This is a genomic window from Syntrophorhabdus sp. (genome assembly GCA_012719415.1).
GTDB lineage: Bacteria > Desulfobacterota > Syntrophorhabdia > Syntrophorhabdales > Syntrophorhabdaceae > Delta-02.
On sequence record JAAYAK010000048.1, the window covers coordinates 1 to 19,709 of the forward strand.

General features: G+C 57.6%; 19 protein-coding genes. 7 read left to right on the plus strand and 12 right to left on the minus strand.

Features of this window, described 5'->3' with window-relative positions; translation table 11 throughout:
* Positions 1-399 precede the first annotated feature (399 nt).
* Positions 400-1,389 carry a hypothetical protein gene (locus GXX82_02885; GenBank protein ID NLT21972.1) on the plus strand — a complete coding sequence of 330 codons (990 nt, stop codon included), beginning with the start codon at positions 400-402 and terminating at the stop codon, positions 1,387-1,389.
* 170 nt (positions 1,390-1,559) lie between these two features.
* On the opposite strand, the gene GXX82_02890 is transcribed toward GXX82_02885, so the two are convergent.
* The 3 genes from GXX82_02890 to GXX82_02900 form a co-directional block, all read right to left on the minus strand.
* The gene (locus GXX82_02890) at positions 1,560-3,113 is read right to left on the minus strand and encodes a hypothetical protein (GenBank protein NLT21973.1); all 1,554 of its coding nucleotides are present in this window, start codon (positions 3,111-3,113) and stop codon (positions 1,560-1,562) included.
* Between the two features lie 302 nt (positions 3,114-3,415).
* Complete coding sequence (locus GXX82_02895) at positions 3,416-4,309, minus strand: hypothetical protein (protein ID NLT21974.1); 894 nt, start codon at positions 4,307-4,309, stop codon at positions 3,416-3,418.
* Positions 4,310-4,578: 269 nt separating this feature from the next.
* On the minus strand, positions 4,579-5,367 hold the full coding sequence (locus tag GXX82_02900) for an enoyl-CoA hydratase (protein NLT21975.1): 789 nt from the start codon (positions 5,365-5,367) through the stop codon (positions 4,579-4,581).
* A 151-nt stretch (positions 5,368-5,518) separates the two neighbouring features.
* Here GXX82_02900 and fusA point away from each other — a divergent pair, with 151 nt between their 5' ends.
* Genes fusA through GXX82_02915 form a run of 3 tightly spaced genes read left to right on the plus strand, consistent with a single transcriptional unit; the run spans position 5,519 to position 9,301 of the window.
* Positions 5,519-7,561: an elongation factor G gene (gene fusA, locus GXX82_02905; GenBank protein NLT21976.1), complete on the plus strand. Its 2,043-nt coding sequence runs from the start codon at positions 5,519-5,521 to the stop codon at positions 7,559-7,561.
* Positions 7,554-8,519: a biotin--[acetyl-CoA-carboxylase] ligase gene (locus GXX82_02910; protein ID NLT21977.1), complete on the plus strand. Its 966-nt coding sequence runs from the start codon at positions 7,554-7,556 to the stop codon at positions 8,517-8,519. Before fusA ends, GXX82_02910 begins: the two co-directional genes overlap by 8 nt.
* Positions 8,519-9,301 carry a type III pantothenate kinase gene (locus GXX82_02915; GenBank protein NLT21978.1) on the plus strand — a complete coding sequence of 261 codons (783 nt, stop codon included), beginning with the start codon at positions 8,519-8,521 and terminating at the stop codon, positions 9,299-9,301. The genes GXX82_02910 and GXX82_02915 overlap by 1 nt, the downstream gene beginning before the upstream one ends.
* Positions 9,302-9,425: 124 nt before the next feature.
* Here GXX82_02915 and GXX82_02920 read toward each other — a convergent pair whose 3' ends face one another.
* On the minus strand, positions 9,426-10,136 hold the full coding sequence (locus tag GXX82_02920) for a site-2 protease family protein (GenBank protein ID NLT21979.1): 711 nt from the start codon (positions 10,134-10,136) through the stop codon (positions 9,426-9,428).
* Positions 10,137-10,341: 205 nt separating this feature from the next.
* Here GXX82_02920 and GXX82_02925 point away from each other — a divergent pair, with 205 nt between their 5' ends.
* The gene (locus tag GXX82_02925) at positions 10,342-10,962 is read left to right on the plus strand and encodes a hypothetical protein (GenBank protein ID NLT21980.1); all 621 of its coding nucleotides are present in this window, start codon (positions 10,342-10,344) and stop codon (positions 10,960-10,962) included.
* 24 nt (positions 10,963-10,986) lie between these two features.
* Here the strand turns inward: GXX82_02925 and GXX82_02930 are convergent, their stop codons facing one another.
* Positions 10,987-11,097 carry a 30S ribosomal protein THX gene (locus tag GXX82_02930; protein ID NLT21981.1) on the minus strand — a complete coding sequence of 37 codons (111 nt, stop codon included), beginning with the start codon at positions 11,095-11,097 and terminating at the stop codon, positions 10,987-10,989.
* Positions 11,098-11,372: 275 nt separating this feature from the next.
* Between GXX82_02930 and GXX82_02935 the strand changes: the two genes are divergently transcribed.
* Positions 11,373-12,758 carry an MFS transporter gene (locus tag GXX82_02935; protein NLT21982.1) on the plus strand — a complete coding sequence of 462 codons (1,386 nt, stop codon included), beginning with the start codon at positions 11,373-11,375 and terminating at the stop codon, positions 12,756-12,758.
* A 182-nt stretch (positions 12,759-12,940) separates the two neighbouring features.
* On the opposite strand, the gene GXX82_02940 is transcribed toward GXX82_02935, so the two are convergent.
* From GXX82_02940 to GXX82_02970, 7 genes are all read right to left on the minus strand, one after another.
* Complete coding sequence (locus GXX82_02940; protein ID NLT21983.1) at positions 12,941-13,387, minus strand: universal stress protein; 447 nt, start codon at positions 13,385-13,387, stop codon at positions 12,941-12,943.
* Positions 13,388-13,449: 62 nt separating this feature from the next.
* Positions 13,450-13,911, minus strand: coding sequence for a universal stress protein (locus tag GXX82_02945; GenBank protein ID NLT21984.1), 462 nt, complete (start codon positions 13,909-13,911; stop codon positions 13,450-13,452).
* 166 nt (positions 13,912-14,077) lie between these two features.
* Positions 14,078-15,703, minus strand: coding sequence for an adenosylcobalamin-dependent ribonucleoside-diphosphate reductase (locus GXX82_02950; protein NLT21985.1), 1,626 nt, complete (start codon positions 15,701-15,703; stop codon positions 14,078-14,080).
* A gap of 119 nt (positions 15,704-15,822) precedes the next feature.
* Positions 15,823-17,130 carry a YihY/virulence factor BrkB family protein gene (locus tag GXX82_02955; GenBank protein ID NLT21986.1) on the minus strand — a complete coding sequence of 436 codons (1,308 nt, stop codon included), beginning with the start codon at positions 17,128-17,130 and terminating at the stop codon, positions 15,823-15,825.
* A gap of 109 nt (positions 17,131-17,239) precedes the next feature.
* Positions 17,240-17,680, minus strand: coding sequence for a peptidylprolyl isomerase (locus GXX82_02960; GenBank protein NLT21987.1), 441 nt, complete (start codon positions 17,678-17,680; stop codon positions 17,240-17,242).
* Positions 17,681-17,881: 201 nt separating this feature from the next.
* The gene (locus tag GXX82_02965; GenBank protein NLT21988.1) at positions 17,882-18,310 is read right to left on the minus strand and encodes a peptidylprolyl isomerase; all 429 of its coding nucleotides are present in this window, start codon (positions 18,308-18,310) and stop codon (positions 17,882-17,884) included.
* A 70-nt stretch (positions 18,311-18,380) separates the two neighbouring features.
* The gene (locus GXX82_02970; GenBank protein NLT21989.1) at positions 18,381-18,650 is read right to left on the minus strand and encodes an RNA-binding protein; all 270 of its coding nucleotides are present in this window, start codon (positions 18,648-18,650) and stop codon (positions 18,381-18,383) included.
* 283 nt (positions 18,651-18,933) lie between these two features.
* Between GXX82_02970 and GXX82_02975 the strand changes: the two genes are divergently transcribed.
* Entirely contained in the window at positions 18,934-19,656 is a 723-nt protein-coding gene (locus GXX82_02975; protein ID NLT21990.1) for a lipid-binding SYLF domain-containing protein, read from the plus strand.
* The last annotated feature ends 53 nt before the right edge of the window (positions 19,657-19,709 follow it).

Genomic DNA, 19,709 nt, shown 5'->3' on the forward strand with positions numbered 1-19,709 from the left:
GCATAATGACATGCAATGATCATGGAAAGGACAACCTGGTTTTGGAAGGGAGGATTTACCTGTCCTAAACCGTTGTTTTATAAGGAACGCATTTTGGGAAACGGATTATCTTGGACAGCAGTGGGTGATAGGTGATGGGAGAGGCGGTCCGTTCTGCCCTTTTCTTTCAATTGGTTATTGGTGAATTGGTCATTATCTTTTTCATTGGTCATTGGAATTTGATCATTGGTCATTCTTGTTTCCCGGGATTGCTCCGCAGGGTCAGCATGTGTGTCGCCATAGATCCATTTTGGACAGGTGTGACCCATGACCCATGACCTCTCTTCTCTTTACTTCATCCCGCCACGTGTGATAGAAATTTCCCTAGACAGCAACGCAAAGTCCATTTACGAGGAGACAATGATAACCGGTATCGGCAGTTTTCCCTTTACGAGCGTCGATCAAACGATCGATCTCATTTTTTCCACCTGCAAGGGGATACCCTTCTGGCCGCAGTTGCCGAAGCGCTCCCCGCTGGAGAACATGTACACCACCTTCCTGGAAGGCGTGCCCTGCATTGTGAGCGATGAGGCGAAGAACACCGTCTTCGTGAACACCGAGGGGACCGACGGGATAGAGGAGTTCTACGAGAACGTTGCCAATGACAATATCGGCGCCTTTGCCGTCTCGGAAAGATGCGCGCCGGGTTTCTACCGCTTCCTCGAGCGGCTTCGCGAGATAGAGGACGACCTTCAGTTCATCAAATGCCAGGTAACGGGACCTTTCAGCATGGGTCTCGGCCTGAAGGACGAGAAGGACAAACCCGTCATCTACAATTTCGCTTTCTACGACATCATCAAGAAAGCCCTCCGAATGAAGGCGAAGTGGATGATAAAGACCATCCAGGCGGCATATCCCGGCGTGGATATCATCATTTTCTTTGACGAACCTTACATGGTCTCCTTCGGGTCGGCTTACATATCGATCCCCAGGGAAGAGGTCATCGCCTCCCTGAACGAGGTCGTGGAAGACCTGCCCGCCCGCCGCGGCATCCACGTCTGCGGCAACACGGACTGGTCCGTCCCCTTCCAGTCGGAGATCGACATCGTCAATTATGACGCCTTCGCCTATCTCGACACGGTCTTCTACTTTACCGAAGACCTGAAGGGTTTTCTCGACAGGGGAGGGTGGATCGCGCCCGGTATTGTCCCTTCATCGCCGGAGGTCATGGAGGAGACACCCGACACGGTGCGGGACCGCGCCGCGACCTTCGTGGAGAAGATCGCCTCAATCACTACCCCCGACACCGACAGCATCCTCTTCACGACGAGCTGTGGCCTTGGAAGTCTCACCGACGAAGAGGCCCGCCGGGCCATGGAACTCCTGAAGCAGCTGGCGTATGGAGAGTAGAAAAGAATAACCAAATCTCAATAACCAAATAAGAAGAAAATGACCAATGACCAAATTCCAACGATCATTGTCCCTTCTCTGGTCTTTCAGAGGTTGTTATTGGTCATTCTTCAGATAGTGCAACAAAAGAGGCCGGGGCGGAGACTCCGGCCTCTTTTGTTGCTTTCCCGTTATTTGGCTTTTGCGAACAGCTGGTCGAGCAGTTCCTTTGATGGTTTCTTCGTTACAAGGCTCACTCCGACGTAGAGGATGAGGCATCCTATCAGGAGTATCCATTCCATGGTTCCCATGCCGATCACCTTTTTCTGGAAGACGAGATAACCGCCGACGAGGCTGGCGACGGTCCCGTAGATCACCGTGACCATGGCGCCCCACTTCGACGCTCCCTTCCAGTAGTAGGACATGGCCGTCACGAAAAAGAAGATGGCGCCAAGGCCCATCGCGGCGAGGCCCATGAAGACCGACAGGAGTTCGGGCGGCCTTTTCCACGTCCAGTAGAAGGGCAGGAAGAGGAAGAGGGCGATGAGGAAATAGGAGAGCCTGATAAGGGTCTTGTCCTTGACCTGGGGACGCCAGAGGGTGATGATGTCCCGCGTGACGTTGGCGCTCATGATCATGACCATGCCAGCCAGGGTGGAAAGGGTCGCCGCGAAAAGGCCCATGACATAGAGTGTCTGGAGCGGGATGCCGCCTATGGCGTACGTGAGAAGCGGCGCCGCCAGGTCGGCCTTCCAGGGCTCTATCTTGAAGAGCTCGGGGCCGAAGAGCATCCTCGTGATGAGCCCGTTCGTCGACGCGGCGAGCATGACGGGTATGCCCGTTATCGCCCAGACGATGAGGACGAGGATCCAGAACTCCTTCTTGTTCATCTTCTTCATCCCCAGGAACCTTCCCAGGTTATGGGGGAAACCGATGGCCATGGTGAAGAAGATAAGGGGGATGGAAAGAAGCCCCACCCAGCTCGAGAAGAACTCCGTCGGTCCCGTGGCGGGAAGGTCGGGCCGCACAAGAAGGAGAAGCCTCGGGTCCTGCGCGAGGATCTGGTTCGATATCTCGGAGAAGCCGCCTGATTTCACGAGGGCGATGATACCCACAAGCGCCCCGGTGATGCCGAGGAATCCTCCCTGGAACGCCATGGACCAGTTCGTGCCCACGTATCCGCCAAGGACCATGTAGATCCAGGCGATGAAGACGCCGAGGAAGAGGCACAGGGCGGGAGGAAAACCGGTCACCGCGTACCAGACGCCGCCCGCGGCCTTGAGCTGCCCAACGGAGTAGATGAAGAGGAAGAAGAGCATGCTGATGCTGACCACCGTCTGCAGGGCTTTCGACTCATAGCGGCGTCCCATGAGCTCCGGCACGGTTGCCGCTCCGAGCTTTACCGCGAACTCCCGCGTTTTGGCGGAGGCCACCCAGATACAGGGAATGACCCCGATGAGGCTCCACATGCCGGCGAACCACATGCCGGAGAACCCGACGGAATAGACGATGCCCGTGCTGCCGCAGAAGGCCCAGCCGGAAAGATATGATGCTGAAAGCGCGCAGCCGGTCACGACGGGACCCATGTCCCGCTTGCCGACAAGGTATTCGTCGAAGGATTTCCATTGCTTCTTCCCGAGAATGCCAAGGAGAATGGAGACGCCGAGAAGGATCGCGATGCCGATGGACGACGTGACGGCCATCGTGACCGTGATCTCGGGGATTGGCAGGAATTGTGAGTTCATTCGTCCCACCTCCTTGTGACTATCCACGTCCCGATAAAGGTCATGAGAAAGAGCCCGATGATCATTAACCACCAGATGAACCAGGGAAACATAGGATCAGGTTGAACTGGATTCATTGTGCTACCCCCTTTTTCTTTGTGTTTTGTCCGGTTGCTTAAGGGTACAGACCCGCTGCGCGCAAATCCCAATAAAGAATACCGATGATCCTGTTCCTCCAGCGGGTTCTTCACTCTCGTCAACGTACCGGGAGCCCCGTCCCGCGGAGGAAGTTCTTCGCCTGCCTTCAGGATGATCGAAGACTTCTACTCGAGATAGATACCCGACCCCACGTAGAAGGTCTCATTGCCGCTCCTGACCTTCTTCACATAGGTTTCCTTGTCGGATGGTTTTGTGGTCCTTGGTTTTGGCCACGAATAGGTGATCCAGCCGCTGTTCCTGTCCGCGAGCATGGCGATCATGTCCCTGATGAAAGGTTTTCCCTTGCTGTCCTTCAGGGAGAGGACGTTCCTGCCTTCGTGTTGCGGGAAAGCGGGGTTGACAAGGTCGATGCCCTTTGGATCGATGACGAAAACATATGTGGTGAGATAATTGAACTCCCCGGCCTTGTCGCGCAGCACGGGGAAAGCGCCGCGCCCTTCCTTGCCGACGATATACGCGGCCTCATCGACGATATCGACGACGAAGGCCTTCTCGGGCTTCATTTCGTAGAGCCCGCTGCCGATGATATATCCCTTTCCCGAAGGCGCTTTGACGTACCTCAAGAAGGACGTCTTCCACGACGGGATCTCCTGTCCCGGTTTGAACCAGACGTAGTGGGACCATCCCTCGGTCTTGCCGGGGTAGTCCGTCACTTCCTTGACGAACCACTTGATGAAGGGTTTTCCCACGGCATCCTTGAGATTCAGCTGGTTCTTGCCTTCCAGCTCCGGGCGGGTGGGGTTGAGAATGACCTTTCCCTGTGTGTCTATGACAAACACATAGGTGTCGTCATGGAGCCATCTGCTCCCTTTCTTCCGAAACTCCACGAAGGCCGCCTCTCCCTTTCGTTCGACCTCCTGCGAAGCTTCTTTCACGATGGTGATGACCTGTTTCGTTTCGGGGTATACGACATCCGTCGATTGGGAGGAAACGAAGAGAGGAAACACGAGAGAAACGATGACTGCGGTGAATACGAACGTTGAGCTGAGCTTACCCATAATGAACCCCCTGTCTGGTATCAATATGCCCGAAGGCGGATTGCAACCCCTATTGACACACCAGCCCAAGCCCTACACATACATAATATAAATGACGGGAAGAGTAAACAGAAAAATTCCCGAAAAGCGCACTGGCCAGCAACTGTATTGACAACCGGCCCCCCTCCACCGCCTTTCTTTGGCGACCTTCGACGGTTTTTGGCCTGTGACATGAGACCTGGGACCTGTGACGGTCTTTTCTCGCGAAAAGACCTTGCGACCTGCGACCGTTATTTCCCCCTGAACACTGGCTTCCTCTTCTCAAGAAAGGCCCGCGCCGCTTCGCCATGGTCGGCCGTCTCGGAAAGGAGGGACATCTGCGACGAGATATAGTCGAGGTGTGACCTCAGCGTGCTCGTTGTGCCCTGGTAGACGGCCCGCTTCATCATCCGTACCGCGAGCGGCGGCTTCGCGGCGATCCTGCGGGCGAGCTTCATCGTCTCCTCCATGAGGTCCTCGTGAGGGACCACGCGGTTGACGATGCCGAGCGAAAGTGCCTCGTCGGCGTCGATCACGTCGGCGGTGAGAAGGAGTTCCAGCGCCTTCGGGACACCGACGAGCCTCGGCAGGAACCATGCGCCTCCGTCGCCGGGGATAAGGCCCATCTGGATGTACGATTCGCCGAGCTTCGCCCTGTCGGAGCAGACCCTCAGGTCACACATGATGGCCATATCCATCCCCGCTCCCATGGCGGCCCCGTTTATGGCGGCGATAACGGGCTTGTCGATGTCTTCCAGGGTGAGGATGATCCGGTGCACCCCTTCCCACAGGAATCGTTTCATGTCCCAGGACCTAAGCTTCCCTTCGGCCATGTCGCGAATGTCACCCCCGGAACAGAAGGTATCACCCGTGCCCGTCACGACGATGACGGTGACGCCGTCATCACGGCGCGCCTCCCCGAGGTGCTCGCGCCACAACCGGATCATCTCGGGACTGAAGGCGCCCCTCGCTTCCGGCCGGTTGATGGTGAGCACGGCCACGTTCTCGTCCCGGGAATAAAGCATGTGCGGTGTATTCATTGTTTTCATCCTCTCCGTGGTGAGATATGTCCCTGAAGGGTCCCCTACAGTAAACACCTTCCGCCGCCCGATTTCAAGTCGCCAAAAGCCCTTTGCTTTCAGCCTTCTTTGTTGACTTTTCAGCCGTCTTAGGTCTATATCTTATGCGAAAATGAAAAAACAGCAGACGCGGCTTTCCAGGATCAGGAACATAGGGATAGCCGCTCACATCGACGCCGGAAAGACGACGGTGACGGAGCGGATTCTGTACTATACCGGCCGGACCCACAAGATCGGCGAGGTCCACGAGGGCACCGCCGTCATGGATTACCTGCCCCAGGAACAGGAACGCGGCATCACCATCACCTCGGCGGTGACCACCCTCTACTGGGAGGACCACGAGATCCAGCTCATCGATACCCCGGGCCATGTGGATTTTACCATCGAGGTCGAGCGGTCCTTGAGGGTCCTCGACGGCATGGTGGCCATCTTTTGTGGTGTCGGCGGCGTGGAGCCGCAGACGGAAACGGTGTGGCACCAGGCGGACAAGTACCGCGTCCCCCGGATCGCTTTTGTCAACAAGCTCGACCGCGTAGGGTCCGATTTTTTCCGTGTCATCGACATGATCGTCGAGAAGTTCGGAGCGGACCCCGTGCCTTTGCAGATCCCCCTGGGGCGGGAGGACGGTTTCTTCGGCGTCGTCGACCTTGTCACCATGCAGGCGATGGCCTGGGAGGACGAGGACCTGGGGGCGACGTACCGGGTGATCTCCATCCCCGCGGAATACAGGGAAAAGGCGGCCTCTTACCGGGAAAAGCTTTTCGACAAACTCTCCCTTTTCGACGATGAGTTGATGGAACTCTACCTGGAAGGCAAGGAAATAGAGCCGTCCCGGATCTACGCTGCCCTCCGCAAGGGCACCATCGGCCTCACGTGCGTTCCCGTTCTCTGCGGCGCCGCCTTGAGGAACAAGGGGATCCAGCCGCTGCTCGACGCCGTGATCCGTTATCTGCCGTCTCCACTGGACGTGCCCCCCGTTACGGGTGAGAATCCCGAGACCCGGGAGCTCGAGGAGCGCCGGCCGAGCGATGACGAGGACCTGGCCGCCCTGGCCTTCAAGATCGTCATGGAGGAGGGCAGGAAACTCACCTACATCCGGATCTACTCGGGATCGATGAAGGTGGGTGGCGACGTCTACAACGTCAACCTGGGGAAGAAGGAGAAGATATCCCGCATCTACAAGATGCATGCCAACCATAAGGACCGCGTCGAGGAGGCGAGGACGGGGGCCATCGTGGGTATCGTGGGACTCAAGGAGACCTCGACGGGACACACCCTTACGCAGGCGAAGCCCCTCCTTCTCGAACCCATAGAGGTCTATCAGCCCGTCATTTCCGTCGCCGTCGAAGCGGCGAGGAACGCGGACCAGGAAAAGCTCCTCCTCGCCCTCCAGAGGATAGCGCAGGAAGACCCCACCTTCGTCGTCAAGACCGACGAGGACGCGTACCAGACGGTTGTGTCCGGGATGGGAGAGCTCCATCTCGACGTGATCATGCACCGTGTCAGGGAGGAATTCGGCATCGATCTCCACGTGGGCAAGCCGCAGGTCGTGTACAAGGAGAGCATCGAAGGGTCCCTGACCCGCGAGCACACCTTCGAGAAGGTCATCAACAACGTTCCCTGCAAGGGTTGGGTGTCTATCACGGTGGCGCCGAACACACGGGGGGAGGGCAATCTCATCATCTCACGCGTCGGCGAGGACAACCCCGTCTATCCCTTCGTCAACGCCGCGGAAGAGGGTATTTCGGAGGCCTTCAACATAGGGGTATTGAAGGGATATCCCCTTACCGACCTACGCGTCGAGATCAACGACGCCACCTTCAACAACCCCGAGTTTGCCCGTCTTACCTTGAAGATGGCGGCCTATGACGCGCTGCGCGATGCCTGCCAGCAGGCGGGGCCTGTGTTGCTCGTGCCCATCATGTCCCTCGCGGTGACGGTGCCCAACGAATTTCTCGGAGAGATCATTTCCGACCTCAACTCCCGCAAATGCCATATAGCCAGTATCATTACGAAGGACAAGTATACCGTCGTCGATGCGAACGCTCCCCTCACGAACATGTTCGGATACTCAACCGATATCAGGTCTCTATCCCAGGGACGTGCCTCCTTCACGATGTACTTTTCCCGTTACGACAGGATCGAAAATGGATAACTTGAGCGAAGTGCTCCGGCATCTGCGCGAAGCCGGCGGGTTCATATCTGGCGATCACATAGCCGGGAGGCTGGGTGTTTCGCGCACGGCGGTCTGGAAGTACATGAACCAGCTCGAGCGGTATGGATACGGTATCGACAAATCCAAGGGAAAGGGCTACCATCTCGTCGGCACCCCCGACAAACTCTACGGTTGGGAGATAGAGCGATACAGATCGGGCGGCAGGATCGGTTCGAAGATCATCCACAAGGAAAGGCTCGATTCGACGAACGTTCTCGCTTTCAGGCAGGCACTGGCTGGCGAGGCCGAAGGAGTCTCGGTAGTGGCCGAGTCGCAGGACCGGGGCAAGGGCAGGCTCGGGAGGAGGTGGTCTTCCCCGATGGGAAAGAACATCTACCTCTCGGTGATACTCCGCCCTGCCATCCACCCGTCGATCATCTACCCCATCACGTTCCTTTCGTCACTTGCAGTATCGGACACCATCGAGGGACTCGCGGGTGTGACGGCAACTCTCAAGTGGCCCAACGATGTGCTCGTGCGGGGAAGGAAGATATCAGGGACTCTCATCGAGCTCTCCACCGAGGCGGACATGGTGCGCTTTGTCGTCATCGGGATAGGCCTCAACGTCAATATGGCCCCCGAGGACATGGACGGAGAGATCAGGGCGACGGCAACCTCGTTGCTCATGGAGACAAAAAAAACGTATGAAAGGTCGAGGGTGTGTGGTATCCTTTTGTCCAATCTTGAAAGATATTACGATCTTTTCAAGAAAGAGGGTGCCCGGACCATCTGCGACATCTGGGAAGAAAGGGCCCGGATCCGCGGGAAGCACCTCGAGATAAACCAGATGGGCGAGGTCTTCGCCGGGACGGCGATCGGTATTGACCGTGACGGCGCGATCCTTCTGGACATAGGCGGTACCACCAAGAAAATCCTAGCAGGAGACGTGAACTTCTAATGTTACTTGTCATCGACATCGGGAATACCAACATCGTTTTTGGCGTTTATCACGACGGCAAGCTCCTCAATCATTGGAGGTTGTCCACGGCCCTGGGCAAGACCGTCGACGAATACGCCATCCTCCTCAACAGCCTTTTGTACATCGAAAAGATACGCCTCGGCGAGATACACAGCGCCATCGTGTCCTGCGTCGTCCCGCCGCTTCTCATCCCCTTCGAGATCGTGTGCAGGAAATATATCGGCATCATGCCCATCGTTGTAGAGCCCGGCATCAAGACGGGAATGCCCGTACTTTACGAGAATGCCACGGAACTCGGCGCCGACAGGATCGTCAACGCCGTGGCCGGGTACGACAAGTACAAGAAGGCGCTTATCATAGTCGATTTCGGCACCGCCACCACCTTTGACTACATCACCCCCAAAGGGGAGTATGCCGGGGGTTCCATAGCGCCGGGCATCCTCATCTCCCTCGATGCCCTCTTCGAACGGGCATCCAAGCTCCCGCGCGTCGAGCTCGTCCAGCCGAAGACGCTCATCAGCAAGAACACCGTCCAGGCGATGCAGGCCGGCATCACGTACGGCTACGTGAGCCTCGTCGACGGTATAGTGAAGCGGATGAAGGAAGAGGTCAGGACCGATCCCCTCGTCATCGCGACGGGCGGTCTCTCAAGCCTCATCTACAAGGGCTCCGAAACGATCGATGTCGTCGATGAGTTCCTCACCCTGGAAGGTCTGAAGATCCTCTACGAAAAGAACAAGGACCATCACAAATTTAAATAATTGTTCAAGGGTTCAAAAGTTCAAGGGTTCAAAGGAAAAGAAAAGGCGACGTTGCCTGGCACTCACTCAAGCCGCACGTTGTTGTCTTTCTTCTACCTTGAACCCTTGAACCCTTGAACCGTTTTTATGTCATCCTCCCCACATCCAGCACCGTTGCGTAGATCATGAGGGCGAGCATGAGGGCCCAGCCGGCTACGGAGAGGGGGTAGTGGAGCTTGACGACCTTCCGGCTCAGCTTCTCCATGGCGTACATGACGATCTTTCCGCCGTCGAGGACGGGCACGGGAAGGAGATTGAGGACGGCGAGGTTGATGCTCATGAGGGCCGTGAAGGACAGGAGGTTGTGACCATCGGTCCCGATGAAGCGTCCCCCCTGGGAGACGATCCCGGCTATTCCGGAAAGCTCTCCGTGGTGGGTGAAAAGGAGGGGGATGACGGACGCGATCTTCATGAAGGCCGTCGCCGTTTGCTCCAGCGGCTGGAGAAGAAGGCTGTCGAAGCCCGGCCCGAAGCGCAGCGCGCCGGACAGCGCGAAGCAGAAAAAGGGCAGCGCCAAGCTGGCCGCGGGGCCGCCGGCGGCCAGGACCACCCGCCGAAGAACGGGCAGGTCGAAGAACGCCTTTTCATCATCGATATCGGGCATGACATATCCGCCGAGGGGAATGAGGGACAACCGGTATTCGGTGCCACCTCTTCGCAACGCGTACAGTCTTGGCCCGAAACCGATGGAGAAGGTCCGGATGGGTATCCCTGCGAGTTTTGCGGCCACGAAATGGCCTGTTTCGTGGATGAGGACGATAAACCCGACAGCAAGTACGGCAAGTACGTAATTCATGGTCTCTTGCTCCTGCGGCCCGAAGCCGATCTTCCGGGAGATTCCCGGGGACGTTTTCCGCTATTCTATATCATTTTCCCTCCTCTGGCAAAGATATAAAAGGCGGGTCTCACGTGGTCGGAGTTCCTTTCGTTGTTCGGGGAAAAAATGTAGAATACATGATGAAAGAAGAACATAACGGGAGGATCTCAGGGAGGTCACCGGAATGAGACGTGAAACGATCAGGACGAAGTTGCTCACGGTTGCCCTCGTGTTCGCGCTGTCAGCCGGCTGCGCCGTCTCCGTGGCGACGGGGCCGGGGTATCCCGGGCTGGTCCCGTTGCCAATGCCCCCCGGACCTTACGTGGTGACGCAGGGGAAAAGGCTTGTCGTGGCCGTGGGCCCCACGGATGTTCCCGGCTACATCACCCGTGCCGCCACGATCATGGATACCACGATGAACCCGGCGAACATCTCGTCGGCGGACCGGAGGGCGAGCGTGCTGGAGTGGCAGATCCCGGCGGTTGTCGCGGAGAACGTAAGGCGCCTTCTCGTCCCTTACGGGATCGAAGTGGTTCCCGATCCGCGGGGCAGGAATGCCGACTACCGGATAGCGGTGGACCTTCGGGTGTTCGAGGTCTCGAGGCCCGGCGTTCTGGAAACGCGGGCGAGGTGGATCCTCTACGGCCCGGGCGGTACATCTCCGATCACGGAAAAGGATGTTGCTTTTTCGACGCCCCTCGGGGAGCCCGGGGACGCGGGCACGGAAGCCGCGATGAGCAACTCTCTTGCCGATCTCGCGAGGGGGATCGTAAAGGACTTTGGAGGCATCGTCGGGATGCGATGAGGGGCCGACCGCCCCTGGTTGAGGTTATTTCTCGGTTTTTTCCGTCGTTTTGGACTTCTTTCCCTTGGGACGCGTTTTTCCGGACGAGCCAGCGAAGATCTTCCCTCTCTTGGTTCTTTTGTCACCTTTGCCCATGGTTGCTAACCCCTTTCTCAACAGGTTGTGTGTTTGTTTCGAACGCAAACTTAGCGAAAAATCAGCGAAAAGTCAACTCTTTTTCCCGTCGTGGTCCATGATCGTCTGTGGAGGCGGTGTCTTCTGGCAAGGCAAATGGTATTCCGTGCGCCCCGATACGTGACGATACCGACACTCTTTCTTGTGCAGGGAGCGGGCGGCCCTGCGGACGAAAAGGTTCTCCCTGTAGGGGTCTTCTGTGGTATAGTGGGCTGTCGTCAGGTCGACAGAATCCTATGGACGCCAGGGCAAGCCTCAAGAGAAACACCCTCCTTGCCGCGGTGATGAGCTCCTTCCTCGGGCCTTTCACCGCTTCCTCCGTCACCGTGGCCTTGCCGCGGATAGGGACGCACTTCTCGATGGACGCCATCTCGCTGAGCTGGGTGGCGACGGCATACCTTCTTTCCGCCGCTGCCTTCCTGGTCCCGGTGGGAAGGGCTTCAGACATATACGGGAGGAAGAAGATCTTCCTCTGGGGTATGGTCTTCATAAACCTTTCTTCCCTTCTTGCCGGCTTTTCCACCTCGGGGACGGAGCTCATCGTCTGGAGGGTCGTTCAGGGCGTTGGCAGCTCGATGATATTCGGAACGGGCGTAACGATCGTCGCGTCCGTCTATCCCTCGAACGAGCGGGGCAAGGCCCTCGGCATCGTTCTGACGGCTGTCTACGTGGGTGTTTCGTCGGGACCTTTCATCGGGGGTGTCCTCACAGACCTCCTCGGCTGGAGAAGCCTCTTCTTTACCAATGTCGCCATAGGTACCGTCGTGGTTGTCACTACACTCTGGAAGATCAAAGAGGAGTGGGTCGAGGCGGAGGGAGAAAGCTTCGATGTCGTGGGCTCCGTTCTTTACGTCGTGGCCTTCACGGCCGCCATGTACGGCCTCACCGCTCTTCCCTCGCTGAAGGGGATCTCCTTCTTCTCCGGTGGTCTCCTGGGGCTTTTTCTTTTCGGCTTATGGGAGCTCAAGGTGGAACACCCCGTTCTCGAACTTCGACTTTTCATGAACAACAGGGTCTTTCTTTTTTCCAACCTTGCGGCCCTCATCAACTACAGCGCCACCTTCGCCGTCACCTTTCTCATCAGTCTCTACCTGCAGTATATCAAGAGGCTCAGCCCCCAGGCGGCAGGCCTTGTCCTTGTTTCGCAGCCGCTCATGCAGGCCGTCCTGTCGACGTTTACGGGAAGGTTGTCGGACCGCGTGGAACCCCGCGTCGTGTCCTCCATGGGGATGGTCTCCCTCATGATCGCCCTTCTTCTTTTCGGTTTCCTTGGTGAAGCCACACATACCTGGCTCGTTGTCCTCAATCTTCTCTTCCTGGGGTTCGGTTTCGCCCTTTTTGTCTCTCCGAACACGAACGCCATCATGAGCTCCGTGGACAAGAAGTTCTATGGCGTCGCCTCGGGCACCATGGCGACGATGCGCGTCATCGGGCAGACGCTCAGCATGGGCATCGTCATGTTCGTCTTCATGCTCTTCATGGGGAGAATCCAGATAACAGAGCAATACTACGGACAATTCCTGCAAAGCACAAAGACAACCTTCTTCATCTTCTCCCTCCTGTCCTTCCTCGGTATCTTTGCGTCACTGGCGAGGGGGAGAATACATAAAAAAGATGGCTGAAACCGCTTGAACCGCTTGAGCCGCTTGAACGTTAAAAAAAGGCAAGAGAATAACCTGGGTTGCCTGAACCGCCTGAGGGTTCAAGATGAAAAGATTTGTCTTTCAGGAAGGTATATCCTCATTTTCGGTTCTTGACCGTTCAAGCGGCTCAAGCTGTTCAAGCGGTTTCAGCCGTTCTCTCGTTACTTGGTCAGCAGCACCGGGCATTCGGCGTGTCTGAGGACGTTTCTGGATACGGAGCCTATGAAGTATTTCGCGAGTCCCGTTCTTCCCAGGGAGGCGATGACAATGAGGTCGATGCCTTTCTTCTTTTCCTCCCTGAGGATCTCCTCATAGGCGACACCCTTCCCGATCTCCATGAAGACCTGCACCTCTCCGGCCTTGGGGAACTTGGCCAGTTGAGTTTTCATGTTCTCCATCGCGGTGTCCACCTGCTGTTTCTCGAAGTTCTCTATCGCCTCCATGGGAATGGCGTAATCAACGACGACGTGTGTCAACTCCATGGGTATGACATGGAAGAGGTACACCTCAGCATTGTATTGCCGGGCAATGTCAATGCCCTGCTGGAGGGCCTTATCGGAATACTCCGAAAAATCCGTCGGCACCAGGATCTTTGTTGGTTTCAACATGGCTCCCTCCTTTCGGGGTCGCAAGGGCCGGGCGCGAGACGCCCCGCGCGGTGCCACCCGGTTCAGCTCTTTGTCAGGAGCACGGGACAGGTGGCGCCTTTCAGCACGTTGCGGGCCACCGAGCCCGTGAAATACTCGGCCAGGCCGCCGTGGCCCAGGGAGGAGATGACGATGAGGTCGATGCCCCTGTCCTTCTGGAACTTGAGTATTTCTGTTACAGGCTGACCTTTCAGAACCTTGGGGAAGAGCTTGATCCTTCTCCCCGATCCTATCTGTTCCACGTAATGGAGCATTCTGCCTTCCGCCGATTTAACGAGCCTGGTCTCAAGGCTCCTGACGCCTTCGGGCGACGCCTTTTTTCCCGCAAACTCGTATTCGTACATGGAGTGTATCCTTGGTTCCACAACGTGGAGAACGTGCAACTCGGCCCCGTATTCCTCCGCTATGTCGGCAGCCTGTTTGAGAGCGGCGTCAGAGTAACCTGAAAAATCGGTGGGTACCAGGATCTTCGTAGGTTTCAGCATGGCGTCTGACCTCCTTTTTCAGCGATCTTCCTGCCCATGACCTTCCCAGTTGCATGGTAACCGCCTTCTAGAGTAAGTATAGCACAGGGGGGCGCAAGCGCGCTTATGGGTCTGCACTTCGGGCAAACGAGTCGACGCTGACCCGTGTGCCCGAAGGGCAGACCCGTCAGCACTTGCAGGAGAGGACCTGGGTGTCTCTGCTGGTGTCCCGGAAGACGGTGATGCCCTTGAGGCCCATGGCGTGGGCGTTGAGGAAGATGGAGCGTACCTGTTCAGGTGTCGTGTCAGCGGGGAGGTTGATGGTCTTCGAGACGGCGTTGTCCACATGGTCCTGAAAGGCCTTCTGGACCGCGAGGTGCCAGTCGGGGTTCACCTCGTGGGCCTTCCTGAAGAGCCCTTTGAGGCGGGTAGGGTCCACGGTGTCCCTCATCTTCCCGTACAGGGGGTCCACGACGTGGACCTTAAGACCGCCGAAGATGATCCGTGAATACTCGATGTCGTAGATGGGCTCGATCCCGCTCGATGTGCCGGCGATGATGCTCAGCGTGCCCGTCGGCGCGACGGTCGTCGTCGTGGCGTTGCGTTGCGGAAGGTCTTTGCCTTCCCATTTGCTTCCCCTGTAGTTGGGAAAGACACCACGCTCACCTGCCAGCTCCCGGGAGGCCTTCTTCGACTCTTCCTGTATGAAGCCCATGATGTCACCGGCGATCTTCAGGGCATCCCCGGAATCATAGGGGATGCCGAGGGCGATGAGCATGTGGGCGAAGCCCATCACGCCGAGGCCGATCTTCCTGTTCGCCTTCGAGATGTCTTCGATCATCGCCAGGGGATACTTGCTTGCGTCGATGACGTCATCGAGGAAGCGCACCGCAAGGTGCACGAGCCTCGCCAGCCTTTCCCGGTCTATATCTCCGCCGCTCACGAACTTCACGAGATTGATGGAGCCGAGGCAGCAGGATTCGTAAGGCAGGAGGGGTTGTTCTCCGCAGGGGTTCGTGGCCTCTATGGCGCCCGCCTGCGGTGTGGGATTCGCCCTGTTGATAGTGTCGAGGAAAACGAGCCCCGGCTCACCCGACTGCCACGCACAGCGCGCGATGAGGTCGAGCAGGGGGAGCGCCCGGACCCTTCGCACCTCACGGCCGTTGCGGGGATTGACGAGGGCGAATGTGCCGTCCTCCCGGCAAGCTGTCATGAAAGCGTCCGTTACGGCCACGGAGAGGTTAAAATTGGTGAGCTCCGCGGGATCGTTCTTGATGGCCACGAACCCCTCGATGTCGGGGTGGTCGACGCGGAGGATCCCCATGTTGGCGCCCCGCCTGGTGCCGCCCTGCTTGATGACCTCCGTGGCCATGTTGAAGACCCTGATGAACGAGACGGGTCCGCTGGCGGCTCCCATCGTCGATCTCACGACGTCGCCCGCGGGTCTGAGCTTGGAAAAGGAGAAGCCCGTACCTCCCCCGCTCTGGTGGATCCTGGCGGTCTCCTTGATGGATTCGAAGATGGAGTCCAGGGAATCCTCTACCGGCAGAACGAAACAGGCTGCCAGTTGGCCCAGTTCCCGTCCCGCGTTCATGAGGGTGGGTGAGTTGGGCAGGAACTCCAGGTTGTTCATCACGTGAAAATAAGCATCGGCGATCCTTTGACGGGACTGCCTGTCGAGGCCCCTGTCGGCGGAAACGACGTGTTCCGCCACGCGGCGGAACATACCTTCCGGGTTCTCCAGAGGATTGCCCGCGTCATCCCGGATGAGATACCTTTTCCTTAGCACCGCAAGGGCAGTTTCGTCGATCATCGAGGTTCACCCTTCAATACCTAGATACTACGTGCCAGCCCTGAAGCTGTCAAGGATGGGGTAGGGGTCGACGCTAAAGCGTCTAACGGGTCTGCCCTTCGGGCAGACCCGTGTGCGCTTCATATCTCCTTCAGCTTCACATTGGCCGGAGAGTTTTCCATGCTTTCGAGGAGGGTCTTCAGGGAGAGGGCAAGTTTGTCGTCTTCACGGACGGGTTCCCCGGTGTCGTTCTTTTCGTAAGCGTTCAAGACCTGCGTGATGGTCATGTCGGCGATGGCCCGTGCCGGCTGAAAATGGGATTCCTTCCGCGGCCCCCTCGTTATTTCTGAAACGAGATCCACTCCTACGAGGTCCGCAAGGATCCTCCTTGCGAAACGTTCGGGGATCCTGAGCGCCTTACTGATCTGCCAGGTGGTGAGGGGTTTCTGTCCCGCTTCGAACTGCTTCACGAGAAGGTGGAATATCCTGAGCATGAGCAGGCGGCGCCCGGCCTTACCGATGCGGGAATAATCGGGATGAAACCCGTAGGTCTCCTGGTTCTCAGCCGCGTTGGCTATTTCCGCCCCGAGAAGGACGATGATCCAGCTGACCTGCAGCCATGCGAGAAAGAGGGGGATGGCGGCGAAACTGCCGTAAATTGCGCTCTGTGTGGATACGCCGATCTGGAACCTGATATAGATCCACTGGGCTGCCTGTATGAAGGCGCCGGAAACGAAGGCGGCGGTAACGGCCGACCTCAGGGGCACCCTCGTATTGGGCATGACGAGGTAGAGGATGAGGAGGAGCATCCATATGGAAAGATAAGGCAGAACCTTGATCAGGAAGAGGGTGATGGGACCGATAAAACTCACGTCGCTCATGAAACCCCTCGCCTCTCCCACGACGAGCACGTTCATGCTGCTCCAGACAGCGAAGAGGATGGGGCCGAGGACCATCATGGACAGGTAATCGGTAAGCTTGCGCGCGATCGTACGCGACTGCCTGGCCTCCCATATGGTGTTGAAGCTGTCCTCGATCCTGCTGAGTATGGATATGACGGTCCAGAAAAGGATGACGATGCCCACGCCGACGATCACCTCACCCTTTGCGTGGGAGAGCAGTGAACGGGAGAACTGGATCATTCTCGCGGTTGCATCGACCTGCCAGTTCGCATCCCTGGCAAGCTGGACGATCTGCCTGACCACCAGCTTCTCCAGTCCGAATCCCTTGGCGATCGCGAAGACCACGGCAAAGAGGGGCACGATGTTGAGCAGCGAGTAGTAGGTGAGGACCGAGGCGTTGCGCTGGCAATGATCGGCCCTGAACTTCTCCACGGCCATGACGACGATGCGGGCCCCGCGCACCAGCACAGCCTTCGGAAAGGGAAGGCCCGCGAGCCTCATGTCCCATATTGTGGCCTGAAAGAAACGAACGGCCTTTGCTGTCATTCCTGCATCTCTCCCGGGAATGCCTCACATCTTCGGATGACAGTCAAACGGAATGGATCCCGGAGAACAAAAGGAGAACGACAGGACTTCCCAACCCGCCGGGACCCCGTCACTGGTTGGTGCTCTGCACTATCTCCAGCAGCTCAAGTTCGAAGAGGAGCTCTTTGCCCGCCAGAGGGTGGTTGAGGTCAAGCGTGACATCGGAATCGGTCACCTCGAGAACGATGGCCTGGGCGGAGGTCCCGCTCGATGACTGGACCTCGAGCTTCATTCCCTGCCGGAGATTGATCGTGGAGGGGATACGGGACCTGGCCACAACGGCGCAGAGTTCCTCCCTGTGGGGGCCGTAGCCTTCTTCCGGCGGAAGAGTGATGGTTTTCGTATCCCCCGCGCACATGCCCACGATGCCCCTTTCGAATCCCGGTATGACGGAACCTTCGCCTATGACAAAGACGAAGGGTTCCTTGCCGAGAGAAGAATCGAAGACGGTGCCGTCTCTCAGAAAGCCCTTGTAGTGGACCTTCACCCTGTCGTTGGTCTTAGCCCGCATCGTCGAAGCCTCCATACCCCGTGGTCGTCATCGTGATCGGTTTAGTTCTTGTAACCCGATTTTACCCGGCAAGTCAAGGAAGACAGATGAAACCGTTAGAACCGTTGGAATGGTTGGAGCCGTTAGAACGTTAACGACTTTCTCTTCACTGCCAAATTTTCGACCGGTTCCAACGGTTCCAACGGTTCTAACGCAGTTGTTTTATACGATTTTTGCCAGTTCCACCGCGAAGATGAGGTCCTGGCCGGCCAGGGGGTGGTTGAGGTCGAGGGTGACCTCCGCGTCGGTGATCTCCCTCACCATCGCCCGCGCCAGGGCGCCCTCGGGAGACCGGACCTGGAGGATCATTCCCACGGCGAGCTCCATTTCGGGGGGTACCTGCGAGCGGGGCACCGCGGCGACGAGGTCCTCGTTGTACGTGCCGTAAGCTTCAGCGGCGGGGATGGATATCTCCTTCGACTCCCCTTCGTTCATGCCGACGATGCCGTTCTCGAATCCGGGTATGACCATGCTCTGGCCGATAGTGAATTCGAGGGGTTCACGGTCCCGCGACGAATCAAACACGGTCCCATCCGAAAGGGTTCCCGTGTAATGGACCCTGACAGTATCGCCTGTTTTTGCTGATGACATTGCAGCCTCCGTATGTATGTCGTGTATATCCCTTCACCGCCCTGTGTCGCGTCCCCGCAATACGCGCCGGCTAATAGCGGCGCGGCCCCCTTCCCCTCGGTTTTTCCTTCTGCGGCCGGGCATCGTCGATCCTCAATGTCCTGCCCTCGAAATCCATCCCGTTCAAAGCCTGTTTCGCCTTTTCCGCGTCTTCCTTCGTGGCCATTTCGACGAATCCGAAACCCTTTCCCTCAATGACCCGTACTTCTCCCACTTCTCCGTACCCTGAGAACAGCTCCCGCAATCTTTCACCTGTCACGGAATAGTTCAGGTTGCCAACATACAGCTTGCTGCCGTTCATGGCCGATACCTCCCTTCGGGTTGGACTGTGTTTCATATTTCAAGCGAGATAGCGTGTCCCGAACGGACTATCCCGTGAAACATGGGAGGAGAAAGAGACAAATACCAGGAAGCAGAAATTGACCCGTTCCCTTCCGGGAATCCGATTTATAAGGCAATCATAAAACGCTTTGCCCGGCATTGACAAGGAAAAAGTATTCCTTTACCATTTTATGCAAAGGCGGTCAGGCGCGGCTCAACGGAAGGTCGCGGGAAGACGCCGGGGAGGATGTTGCGTGGGGAAAATGATCTCTCGTTTATCGGTTTGTTGTGTCGCGGTCCTTTGTATCTTTTTGTTTGCGCCGTTCGGTTCGTTCCTTCCGGGGCCCTTACCCGGATGTTGCGATGACGGCGTGCAGGCCAGGCAGCTTGTGGAGAGGGCTCGGATGACGCTGGAATCCTTCGCGGGAGCGAAGGAAATGGAAGGTTTCCGGAGTCTCATGAAGGACGCTCAGGGCATCTTCGTTTCGCCCCAGGTGCTCAGGGGGGCTTTCATTCTCGGCGCGTCCGGCGGCAGCGGTGTTTTCCTGGTCCGTGACAAGAACAAGGGCGACTGGACGGGACCGGCCTTTTATACCGTCGGCGAGGCAAGCTTTGGTCTCCAGATAGGCGGGGATGCGTCCGAGGTGGTCCTTCTCGCGATGACGCAACGGGGGGTGATGGCCCTTCTGTCGAGCAGTGTAAAGCTCGGCGCCGACATCGGCATAGCCGTCGGACCCGTCGGTGCCGGTGCCGATGCGGCAACGGCCAACCTGAGTGCCGATATCATCAGTTTTTCCCGGTCCAAGGGTCTCTACGGGGGTGTCTCCCTCGAAGGCGCCGTTGTGGCGGTGAGGGAAGGATTGAACAGGGCCTACTACGGAAGGGCCGTCAGCCCCTCGGATATCCTGATCGCGAGGTCCGTGAAGAGCGACAATGCCGCGGGTCTGAGGTCGATGGTCACGAAGATCGCGGGGGGGAAGCATTAACGCGCGCCGTCCTTTCCGTGCCATCCCCCTGGTCCCGCGTACACGCTGCGGGG

Coding starts and splice junctions, on each gene's coding strand:
- GXX82_02950 (NLT21985.1), bottom strand. CDS start 15,703: ATGATCGACGAAACTGCCCTTGCGGTGCTAAGGAAAAGGTATCTCATC.
- GXX82_02900 (NLT21975.1), bottom strand. CDS start 5,367: ATGAATACACCGCACATGCTTTATTCCCGGGACGAGAACGTGGCCGTG.
- GXX82_02940 (NLT21983.1), bottom strand. CDS start 13,387: ATGTTGAAACCAACAAAGATCCTGGTGCCGACGGATTTTTCGGAGTAT.
- GXX82_02890 (NLT21973.1), bottom strand. CDS start 3,113: ATGAACTCACAATTCCTGCCAATCCCCGAGATCACGGTCACGATGGCC.
- GXX82_02935 (NLT21982.1), top strand. CDS start 11,373: ATGGACGCCAGGGCAAGCCTCAAGAGAAACACCCTCCTTGCCGCGGTG.
- GXX82_02975 (NLT21990.1), top strand. CDS start 18,934: ATGATCTCTCGTTTATCGGTTTGTTGTGTCGCGGTCCTTTGTATCTTT.
- GXX82_02960 (NLT21987.1), bottom strand. CDS start 17,680: ATGCGGGCTAAGACCAACGACAGGGTGAAGGTCCACTACAAGGGCTTT.
- GXX82_02910 (NLT21977.1), top strand. CDS start 7,554: ATGGATAACTTGAGCGAAGTGCTCCGGCATCTGCGCGAAGCCGGCGGG.
- fusA (NLT21976.1), top strand. CDS start 5,519: ATGAAAAAACAGCAGACGCGGCTTTCCAGGATCAGGAACATAGGGATA.
- GXX82_02895 (NLT21974.1), bottom strand. CDS start 4,309: ATGGGTAAGCTCAGCTCAACGTTCGTATTCACCGCAGTCATCGTTTCT.
- GXX82_02955 (NLT21986.1), bottom strand. CDS start 17,130: ATGACAGCAAAGGCCGTTCGTTTCTTTCAGGCCACAATATGGGACATG.
- GXX82_02965 (NLT21988.1), bottom strand. CDS start 18,310: ATGTCATCAGCAAAAACAGGCGATACTGTCAGGGTCCATTACACGGGA.
- GXX82_02885 (NLT21972.1), top strand. CDS start 400: ATGATAACCGGTATCGGCAGTTTTCCCTTTACGAGCGTCGATCAAACG.
- GXX82_02915 (NLT21978.1), top strand. CDS start 8,519: ATGTTACTTGTCATCGACATCGGGAATACCAACATCGTTTTTGGCGTT.
- GXX82_02930 (NLT21981.1), bottom strand. CDS start 11,097: ATGGGCAAAGGTGACAAAAGAACCAAGAGAGGGAAGATCTTCGCTGGC.
- GXX82_02970 (NLT21989.1), bottom strand. CDS start 18,650: ATGAACGGCAGCAAGCTGTATGTTGGCAACCTGAACTATTCCGTGACA.
- GXX82_02920 (NLT21979.1), bottom strand. CDS start 10,136: ATGAATTACGTACTTGCCGTACTTGCTGTCGGGTTTATCGTCCTCATC.
- GXX82_02925 (NLT21980.1), top strand. CDS start 10,342: ATGAGACGTGAAACGATCAGGACGAAGTTGCTCACGGTTGCCCTCGTG.
- GXX82_02945 (NLT21984.1), bottom strand. CDS start 13,911: ATGCTGAAACCTACGAAGATCCTGGTACCCACCGATTTTTCAGGTTAC.